Origin of the sequence: Collinsella aerofaciens, assembly GCF_015552075.1 — a bacterium.
GTDB lineage: Bacteria > Actinomycetota > Coriobacteriia > Coriobacteriales > Coriobacteriaceae > Collinsella > Collinsella aerofaciens_Y.
On the sequence record NZ_JADNDZ010000088.1, the window covers coordinates 1 to 9,162 of the forward strand.

At 61.3% G+C, this 9,162-nt stretch carries 8 protein-coding genes; 3 read left to right on the forward strand and 5 right to left on the reverse strand.

The window, feature by feature from the left end; genetic code table 11:
* The first annotated feature begins 204 nt into the window (after positions 1–204).
* Both I2D41_RS06710 and I2D41_RS06715 read left to right on the forward strand, forming a co-directional pair.
* A complete protein-coding gene (locus tag I2D41_RS06710; protein ID WP_195363979.1) occupies positions 205–1,512 on the forward strand; it encodes a lysylphosphatidylglycerol synthase transmembrane domain-containing protein in 1,308 nt (435 codons plus the stop codon).
* Between the two features lie 116 nt (positions 1,513–1,628).
* A complete protein-coding gene (locus I2D41_RS06715; RefSeq protein ID WP_195363980.1) occupies positions 1,629–2,240 on the forward strand; it encodes a TetR/AcrR family transcriptional regulator in 612 nt (203 codons plus the stop codon).
* A 112-nt stretch (positions 2,241–2,352) separates the two neighbouring features.
* On the opposite strand, the gene I2D41_RS06720 is transcribed toward I2D41_RS06715, so the two are convergent.
* From I2D41_RS06720 to I2D41_RS06740, 5 genes are all read right to left on the reverse strand, one after another.
* Positions 2,353–3,669 carry an ABC transporter ATP-binding protein gene (locus tag I2D41_RS06720; RefSeq protein ID WP_195363981.1) on the reverse strand — a complete coding sequence of 439 codons (1,317 nt, stop codon included), beginning with the start codon at positions 3,667–3,669 and terminating at the stop codon, positions 2,353–2,355.
* Positions 3,670–4,692 carry a FecCD family ABC transporter permease gene (locus I2D41_RS06725; protein WP_195363982.1) on the reverse strand — a complete coding sequence of 341 codons (1,023 nt, stop codon included), beginning with the start codon at positions 4,690–4,692 and terminating at the stop codon, positions 3,670–3,672. It lies immediately after the preceding gene.
* A gap of 22 nt (positions 4,693–4,714) precedes the next feature.
* Positions 4,715–6,286 carry an ABC transporter substrate-binding protein gene (locus I2D41_RS06730; protein WP_195363983.1) on the reverse strand — a complete coding sequence of 524 codons (1,572 nt, stop codon included), beginning with the start codon at positions 6,284–6,286 and terminating at the stop codon, positions 4,715–4,717.
* Positions 6,287–6,290: 4 nt separating this feature from the next.
* On the reverse strand, positions 6,291–6,824 hold the full coding sequence (locus tag I2D41_RS06735) for a hypothetical protein (protein WP_195363984.1): 534 nt from the start codon (positions 6,822–6,824) through the stop codon (positions 6,291–6,293).
* A gap of 143 nt (positions 6,825–6,967) precedes the next feature.
* A complete protein-coding gene (locus I2D41_RS06740; RefSeq protein ID WP_022094564.1) occupies positions 6,968–7,894 on the reverse strand; it encodes a sirohydrochlorin cobaltochelatase in 927 nt (308 codons plus the stop codon).
* A gap of 458 nt (positions 7,895–8,352) precedes the next feature.
* Between I2D41_RS06740 and cobM the strand changes: the two genes are divergently transcribed.
* On the forward strand, positions 8,353–9,162 hold the full coding sequence (gene cobM / locus I2D41_RS06745) for a precorrin-4 C(11)-methyltransferase (RefSeq protein WP_195363985.1): 810 nt from the start codon (positions 8,353–8,355) through the stop codon (positions 9,160–9,162).

Genomic DNA, 9,162 nt, shown 5'->3' on the forward strand with positions numbered 1-9,162 from the left:
GACGCCGCCCTCTCAAGGCGGAGATCACCAGTTCGAATCTGGTACGGGCTACCACGCATCTGATACCCGGACTTCCCATGGAAGGCCGGGTTTTTTATTTTCAAACAACCGTCTGCTATTCCCGTTTGAACCAGAGCTTTGCGTTCTGCTTATGGTCCTTGCGGGTACAATATCCAAGATATTTTGTCTGTTAGAAGGAGTCTCATGACGGAGTCCTCTCAGCATACGTCTAAGCCCCAGGTCGAGGTTGAGGCCTCGGGCGGCGATGACAATAAGAGCGCACGCCGCGGCGCCATCTTTATCGGCGTCGTGCTGGTGGGTTATATCGTCTATCTGGTGGTAACCGGGCAGATGGGGCAGTTCTGGGCCGCTATGTCGAGCGTGCAGGCGTCATGGCTCTTTGTCGCGTGTCTTTGCATGTTCATGTATCTGTTCTTTGGCATTGTGGCCTATGCGATCGCTGTCTGGCTCGACCCCAATTCACCCGTCGGCATTCGCGACCTGATCTCGGTCGAGGCGAGTGGCATCTTCTTTGGCAACCTCACACCTATGATGATGGGCTCGACTCCCGCCCAGATCTACCGCCTGACCAAGGCGGGCCAAAATGTTGGCGAGGCTGGCGCCACGCAGTTCACGCGCTTTATCGTGTACCAGTTTGGCCTCGTTGCCTGGGGCGCTATCCTATTGCTTGCTCGCATGCCGTTTTTTGCCGATCGCTATGGCGATATGACGTTGCTGTGCGTCTTTAGCTTTGGTGGACACTGCTGCATCTTGCTGGGCATCTTCGCCGTCGCGCTCATGCCTAAGACCGTCACGCGCGTTGCCCATTGCATCATCAATTGGCTTGAGCGCATTGGTGTCTCGGCCACTAAGATCGAGGGATGGCGCACGTTTGTCGACGGCGAGATCTACTCCTTCTCCGAGAAGTTCAAGCTTTCAGCCGGACATTTTTCTTCCATGCTGCTCACCGTGTTTATCACCATGCTGCAGCTCGCGTTTTTCTATCTGGTGCCGTATTTCCTGATGCTTGCCTTTGGCCACCACGAGGTCGACTTTTTCTCGGTCATGGCCGCGAGCGCCTTTGTCCAGCTTCTGAGCTCTGCGGTCCCCTTGCCCGGTGGAACTGGTGGCGCTGAGGGTGGCTTTGCATTGTTCTTGGGTCATTTCTTTGGGTCGGCTTCGACCGCCGGCTATCTGCTGTGGCGCCTCATTACGTTCATTGCGCCGACCATTTTGGCTGCGCCCCTGTTGGGCCTTAAGAGCGCCCACAACGAGAGCATCCATGCGCGCTGGGATCGCGTGATGCGCAAACTCGGCCGCACGTCTCAGACGCCCTCTGCGCCCACTAAGCCGCACCCCACGAATGCTGTTACCGTTGATCCCAAGAAGCACGCTCAGAAGGCTTCTGGGGCCGCTAAGCCGGCTCATAAAGCCTATGTGCGCCAGACAGGCGATGGTATTCGCGTATCTCCGTCGGCACTCAATAAGAAGAAGCGCCCTAAGTCGCAGTAAGACAGTCGTGCGTTCTTCATGATGCGGGGCATATTTGTGCTGTATGGGGGATAATCCTCTTACGTAGATTATCTCTCATCTGTTGATGAATGCTCGCATATCGAAGGGACACGCCCATGGCAACCAGCAAACCGCGTCTTGACCGCCGCATTGTTCGCAGCCGTAATGCCATCCTTTCTGCTTTCGAGCGCCTGCTCATGGAAAAGCCGCTGGCAGACATTACGGTGAGTGCCATCGCACGCGAGGCCAATGTCGACCGCAAAACCTTCTACGTGCACTTTGGCACGGTTGACGGCCTGCTCGATGCCATTGCCGTCGATGTGGTGGAGATGATTGTCGACTCGGTCGAGAAAACGCTTGCTTCCATGGACGGCGACACTAACGAGCGCGCCCTTGGCGCGGCGGCGACCTTCTTTAAAACCGTTAACGAGGCGCTGTGCAACAACCTCGTGCTCAATCGTCAGCTGATCGCGAACATTCCGCTCGATGATTTTATGGCTCGTCTTCGTGCACCGCTCGAGCACGAGATTGCCGAGCGCGATCTGCTGCCCCAAGGTCTCAAGGACGAGATGTTCGACTACTATCTGGCGTTTTTGCTGTCGGGTATTATCGGTATCTATCGCACGTGGGCGCTGTCTGACGGCTCGGTTCCTATCGAGCGCGTCTCTGAGGTCGCCAACGACCTGACTCTCAACGGCCTGTCGAGTCTGGAATCTCGCTTGGACTAGGCCTAGTTGGGCTCGTCGGCGTGGAAATTCCTGTTCACGAGGTTCTCCGGCGCCTTGGAGACCTCGCCGGCGTAGGAGCTGTAGCCTGAGGATCCTTAAATGAAAGTCCAGTTTATCCTTCCCACTCCAATTGGGAATCCTCCGATGCACCTTCGCACGCTCGCATGACCTCGATACCATGCGAGCGTGCGAACTCGACGAGCTCTGCGTTGCGGGCGTTTATGGTGCCGAAGGCGGCGGGGCACACGATAAGGAGCGCGCAGTGGACGAGGAGCTCTTTGGCGCGGGCTATGGTTTTATCTCCGATCGGCTCGAAGGCGCGCTCGGCCACGCATTCCGTCGCCAGGTCGCGCGCGAGCTCGCAGTCGATGTCCCCTTCGTGCAGAACGCCCGCGTAGAACGCCTTACCCTGCCGAATGAGCTGGCGAAACACAGCCGACCCCGTACCTGCGCCGGCGATGACGAACGTGTGCGCATCGCCGTGTGGGCGCCCAATTTCCACGCTGCCGAAGCGCTCGTTGAAGGTACCATGTTGAAGGCCGTAGAGCTCGCCAATCGTCTCGCGCGTGAATATGTCCTCGGGTGCGCCGGCGCGGAAGACCCGGCCGTCCTTCACGCAAATCACCTTGTCGGCGCTTTTCTGCGCGAGCTCGAGTTCGTGGATGGACATGATGACAGCCACATTCCGCGATTTCGCAAGGTGGCGAAGTATTCGCAGCAGGTCGATTTGGTAGCGTATATCGAGATACGACGTGGGCTCGTCGAGCACGAGCACACGCGGATCCTGCGCGATGGCGCGTGCGAGCATGACGCGCTGGCGTTGCCCGTCGCTTATCTGCATGAAGTCTCGCTCGACGAGCTCTTTCACATGTGCGGTTTTCATGGCCTCGTCGACCCGATTATGGTCGTCGGGCGTGAGTGTGCCCATTCGCCCGGTGTAGGGATGCCTTCCCGCCTCTACAATATCGCGGCAGGTGAGGAGCTCGGTCCGGGGGCGATCTGTCAGCATAACGGCAAGGTTCCTTGCGAACTCCGCCGTCTTCCATCGGGAAATCTCCCGCCCGTCGAGCTCGACCGCGCCGGCAAGCGGTGCTAGATGGCGTGTGATAGTTTTCAAGATGGTCGACTTGCCGGAGCCGTTCGGCCCGATGAGCGCCACGACGTCGCCCGCGCGAACCTCCAGATCGACGCCTTCGACTACGACCTTCTTGTCGTAGCCCGCCGACAGGTCGCTTATGCGGAAAAGCGGCGCTCCGTCAGCCTGCGTTTCGACCGGGGTTTCGAGGTTCGACTCCGCTCGGAGGAGGCGTTCCGCGCGCAGTTCCGCACGAGCCGAAAGTGCCTTCTGGCACTTTCGCGTGAGCTCAGGACTGTCTAAGCACGGAATATTCCCTCCGAGTGTTTTGGGCCGCGGCACGAATTCCCCCATCTACCTCACCCGCTTCTTCAACATGAGCGCGATAACCACCGGCGCGCCGAAGATGGCGGTGACAGCGCTGATAGAAAGCTCGACGGGAGAGAACAGTGTGCGCGCGATCAAATCGCAGCCCGCGCAGAAGATGGCGCCTCCCAAGAAGCACGCAGGAATCACGCGGATGGGCTTCGACGACTTTAGCGCCGACTTCACGAGATGCGGTACCGCGATGCCTACGAACGACACCGGACCAGCGAACGCGGTCACGCAGGCGGAGAGCATGCTCGCTAGAAGGACGAGCACCACGCGGAAGCGTGCGACGTTCACGCCGACGCTTTTCGCGTAGGCCTCTCCCAGCTGGAAGGCGGAAAGGGGCTTCGATATCGCGAATACGCATGCGCTCACGGTGATCACCACGACCGCGATGACCGCGACGTCGTCCCAGCTCGAACCCGAGAAGCTACCCAAAGACCAGTTGTGCAGGTTCACGATGGACTGGTCGTCGGCGAAGGCGATGAGGAAGTTCGTCGCCGCCGAGCAGATGTATCCCACCATGACCCCCGCCACGATGAGCATGGCCATGGAACTTATGCGCCGTGCGATGAGGAGCACGAAGCCGATGGTGATAAGCGAGCCCAGAAACGCTGCGGCCACCATGGCCGGCGAGGACATGGCCTGGTTCGCGCCTAGAAGTACGATCATCGTAAGCGCGACGATGAACTTTGCGCCCGAGGAGACGCCCAAGATGAACGGGTCGGCGATGGGGTTGTTGAAAAACGTCTGCAGCAGGAACCCGGAGAGCGAAAGTGCCCCGCCGAGAAGCACGGCTGAAAGCACGCGCGGCAGGCGAATCTCCCAGATGACCTGGCTTTCCATGGAATTAGCCGCGCCGCCCGAAAGGATGCCGGGGATGTGGTCTGCGGGCACGAGCACGCTCCCGATGCACAGGTTGGTCCCGACGAGCACGATGAGGGCAACAGCGAGCAGCGCCGTCACGACGCGACACCGCGCGGCGCGCCCCGATTCGTCGTATGCCATGGAAAGTCGGCTTCTCATGGTGCTAGCCGAGCTTCCTCAGATAATGAAAGTCGCTCGCGTCATCGCCGGTGAACGCCCCGTGCAGCTCGTCGATAATGTCGGCGGTAGAAGTCATCTGCTGGTACATGTCGGCGCTTGTGACCCAGACGTTGCCGTTCTTCACGGCTTTGAACTGCGACAATAGCGCGTTTTTGCCTACGAAGTCGTTCAAGGTGGCAACCGATTCGTCGATGGTGCCGTTGTAGACGATGATGTCGGCATCCTTCGCCGTCGCGTAGAAGCGCTCCATTTCGAGCGTTACTGACGAACCTGACGTCGACGCCGTCTGCGCGTCATCGAGCGCGTAGCTGCCGCCTGCAAGCTCGATCATCTGCGCCACGTAGTCGCCCGCCCGCCGCGTGACGGCGGCCCCGTTCGAGTTAATGTAGAAATACGCCACGGTTTTACCTGACGACGCCAGCCCCGACGTTTGCTCGACGCGGGCCTTCTGCTCGTTGAACAGGTGCGTGGCCTCGTCTTCCTTGTCGAACAGGACGCCGAAAAGCTTAATCCACTCGACGCGCCCGAGTGCTTCGGGCTCGCTCGACGACTGTTCGGTGAGCACGACGAGCCCGAGCTTCTGCAGCTTTTCCTTCACATCGGGCGTGTGGTTGATCATGGTGTTCTCGATGGCGAGCGTGCAGCCCGAGGCCGATATTCGCTCGTAGTCGGGCGCGCTGTACTTGCCGCCGTAGGCGATCGCCCCACTTTCGAGCGCGCTTTTGAAGCCCGCGACCGAGCAATCGTCGGCCTTCGTGCCCGACATGAGGATATTGTCGTTCGCATCGAGCGCGTCGACCAGGCACATCGTTGCCGACGACACGAGGTACACCTTGTCGGCGGGGCGCCTTATGACCGCGATGTCGGAGCTCAACCCATCAGGTACCTTCGCATCTTGCGGCACCACGAGGAAGCGCTCCCCGTTCGAAACGCAGATAAGCCGCAAGCCGCCTTCGAACTCGTCGACAGTGAAGTGCTTGGCGTATTCAAGCTGAAGCGCCCCCGTCGGCTCCCAGCCGCAGCCCAAATCGGCGTTGTGGAAGTCGGCCGCGGCGCTTGAAGCCGTTCCCGCGGGGGAGCCGCCGCTTGCATCATCGCTCGATTTCTCCTTCATGGTGGATGAGTCGAAGTAGAGCGTGTAGTCGATGGTATGCGGCACCGACATGGCGACGGTCTCGGCCGACACGGCGATGTCCTCGTCGAGCGTGACGGGTATCTCGAACGTGGAGTTGCCGCCGTCGTTTACGGGCGCGTAGTCCACGCCGTCGACGGTCATCTTGTCGTAGTTCGAACTCGACCAGGTGATGGTCGCGGTGTAGGTGTCGCCATCCTTCACAATTGTGGTGGGTGAGGCGATGCTTGCGCGCCCTGACCCGCCGGAAAGCGAGACACTCACAGTGTATTCCTGAGAGCCCGCCGTGGCACCGGTCGCGTTCGGGCTCGCACTGCACCCCGCGAAGGGAAGCGCGAGCAGGGCGACGAGAACGCAGGCGATCGCGCGCGCCGCGATGCTGCGGCGCTTCCTGTTTTCCCCCTTGGGAAGAATCGACCGCATGGCGTTACTTCAGCGCGTCGGCGCGCAGGTCGACGCCGGCTGATTCGAATACGAGCGTGCGGTCGTACCACCGCTCCCTTTTAATGCTCCACGCGGCGCAGGCGGTGTCCTCGTCGAGCGCATCAACGGGCACGTCGTAGGTGTACTTGCCTTCCGCGTTTTCCACATAGGGGATGAAGTCGGCCTCGCTCGCGGCGGCAGCCTCATCGCCCGTGCCCATGAAGAGCTTGCCGTAGCCCGTGCCGGAAAGTGTCATCACGCAGTGCATGGAGCCGTTTTCCACGATGAGCTGTGCGTCCACAATCCTGAACATGTTCGAGCTGGAATCTACGGTGATCGGATAGGTGCCGTCGGCCACCTTGTCGGCGGTGATGGGGGCAGCGCTTGCGCCCTCGGGCGCATCGGCCGCCTGTTCGGTCTTTTCCTGGGAATCGGCATCGCTTGCCTTTGCGCTGTCGATTGAATTTCCGCCGCAGCCGGCGAGCGAGAACGCGAAAAGCGCCGCCGACAGTGCGAAGGCGAGGGTTTTCTTCAACATGGAGTGGTTCCTTTCAATCGCTTCGACCGCCCGCGCCGTGCGGTGGGCGGGCGGGATGCGAATGCAACGGGCATGCGCCGTCAGTCGGGGAAGGCACATGCCCGTTGCACGGGGACGCGACCGGCGCCCCGTGCGCGGCGAGTTTACAGCTTGGCGATGGCGTCGTCCACGTGCGAGACGTAGATGTCGTCGACCGCGACGTTCTGTCCCAGACCCTGGAGCAGGCACGTCACTTCGAAGCCGGCGGCCACGAACTTCGCAGCCCAGCTGTCGGGGTCGGTCTCGTCTGCCATGTCGTTGTTCGCGTGGTCGCCCGCGACCACCATGAACGGCGCGAGCACGGCCTTCTTGTAGCCTGCGGCGCTCGCGGCGGCGATAACATCCTCGCAGGTCGGTTCAGCCTCGACGGTGCCGACGAAGAACTGCGTCAAGCCCTCGTTCTTGAACACTTCCTGCATCTTGGCATAGTCGGCGTTGGAATCGGCTTCGGTGCCGTGGCCCATGAGGCACAGCGCCGTCTTGCCGTCGTCGAAGGACGCCATGTTCTCCTTAATGGCTGCGGCCACCTTCTTGTAGTCATCGTCGGAGGTGAGCAGCGGGTCGCCGAGCGAGATTTTGTCGAACTTGTCTGCGTACTTGTCGAGCTCGTCTTTCACGTCGGTGTATTCCAGGCCACCCATGAGATGCGTCGGCTGCACGACGATTTCCTTCACGCCGTCTTCCACGCAGCGGTCGAGCGCCTCGGTCATGTTGTCGATCGTGATGCCGTCGCGCTTCTTCAGCTTGTCGATGATGATCTGCGCGGTGAAGGCGCGGCGGATGTCGTAGTCCTGCCAGTACTTCTCGCGGATAGCGTCTTCGATGGCGCCGATGGTGATGTGGCGCGAGTCGTTGTAGCTCGTGCCGAAGCTCGTGACGAGGATGACCGGCTTCACGGCCTTCTCCTTTTCACTCGATTTCTCGGAACTCGCGGAGGTGTTGGAGCAGCCCGCGAGCGCGACTCCGGCGAGCGCAACGGCTCCGGTTGCTGCGGCGCCCATGAAGCCGCGGCGTGACATCTGGTCGGACATGGTTTTTCCTTTCCTCGGTTTGCCGGTCCCCCGGCGACAGTTGCTTGTCGGCACAAGCGAAAGAAAAGCGCACCCCTCGGGGTTCACAAGGAGCTAACGCCACGGCGATGCCGTGAGGAAAAGGCGAAGCAGTCTGGCTTGGGGCGCGAGGCGGTTCGCCCGCGCGTCCTATACAGTAATGTCCCTTGCCCAGGATTCCCACCTGGTTCCCTCCGCAAGCCAGCGCGGGCTGTGCGGGCGCCGCGCCGGTCATTTCCTTTTATCCGATTGTCATATGCTCGTTGCCGAAACTTTTACTATGATAGTGGGCACTTGTGAACGTGTCAAAGCCAGGGCGGGCAGCATTGCGCCTCCTGCCTGCGTATTTGCGCCGATTGCCGCCGCAGGCGCCGTGTTTTGCCCGCTGCGCGAATGGCGACGTAAACGGTTGCGATGAGAAACGGGAAGGGAAGGCTCGGATGATTCATATCGTTGGCGCAGGCTCGGGCGCCGCCGACCTTATCACGCTGCGCGGGGCGCGCCTTCTGCGCGCGGCCGATGTGGTCGTTTGGGCGGGAAGCCTTGTGAATCCCGAGCTGCTCGCTGAGTGCAAGGAATCCTGCATCGTCTACGACAGCGCGCACATGACCTTGGAGGAAGTGCTCGACGTGATGTGCGCGGCAGATGCGCGGGGCGAGGAAGTGGTGCGCCTGCACACGGGCGACCCGTGCCTGTACGGCGCCATCCAGGAGCAGATGGACGCGCTCGACGCGCGCGGCGTGGACTACGAGGTGGTGCCCGGCGTGTCGAGCTTTTGCGGTGCCGCGGCGGCGCTTCGCCAGGAATACACGCTGCCGGGAATCAGCCAGTCGGTCGTGATCACGCGGCTTTCCGGGCGCACCCCCATGCCCGCGGGCGAGGGCATGCGTACCATGGCGGAAAGCGGCTCGACTATGGTCATCTTCCTGAGCTCGGGTATGCTCGCCGAGCTTTCCGCCGAGCTTTTGGCCGCGGGCCGCAGCTCCGATGAGCCGGCGGCGCTCGTGTACAAGGCGACCTGGCCTGAGGAGCGCGTGGTGCGCTGCACAGTGGGCACGCTCGCCGATGCGGGCGCGCGAGAGGGCATCGACCGTACGGCGCTCGTGGTGGTGGGCCGCGTGCTCGGAGCTCGCGGCGGGCTTGCGCACAACGGCGCGCTTGCGCACAACGGCGCGCAAGCGGAGTCGTACGAGCGCAGCAAGCTTTACGACCCTTCGTTTGCCACGGGGTATCGGAAGGCGAGCAACTAG

Bases quoted from the DNA above. Each gene is read 5' to 3' on its own strand.
- I2D41_RS06730 (WP_195363983.1), bottom strand. From the start codon at position 6,286: ATGCGGTCGATTCTTCCCAAGGGGGAAAACAGGAAGCGCCGCAGCATC.
- I2D41_RS06735 (WP_195363984.1), bottom strand. From the start codon at position 6,824: ATGTTGAAGAAAACCCTCGCCTTCGCACTGTCGGCGGCGCTTTTCGCG.
- I2D41_RS06710 (WP_195363979.1), top strand. From the start codon at position 205: ATGACGGAGTCCTCTCAGCATACGTCTAAGCCCCAGGTCGAGGTTGAG.
- I2D41_RS06715 (WP_195363980.1), top strand. From the start codon at position 1,629: ATGGCAACCAGCAAACCGCGTCTTGACCGCCGCATTGTTCGCAGCCGT.
- I2D41_RS06725 (WP_195363982.1), bottom strand. From the start codon at position 4,692: ATGGCATACGACGAATCGGGGCGCGCCGCGCGGTGTCGCGTCGTGACG.
- I2D41_RS06740 (WP_022094564.1), bottom strand. From the start codon at position 7,894: ATGTCCGACCAGATGTCACGCCGCGGCTTCATGGGCGCCGCAGCAACC.
- cobM (WP_195363985.1), top strand. From the start codon at position 8,353: ATGATTCATATCGTTGGCGCAGGCTCGGGCGCCGCCGACCTTATCACG.
- I2D41_RS06720 (WP_195363981.1), bottom strand. From the start codon at position 3,669: ATGGGGGAATTCGTGCCGCGGCCCAAAACACTCGGAGGGAATATTCCG.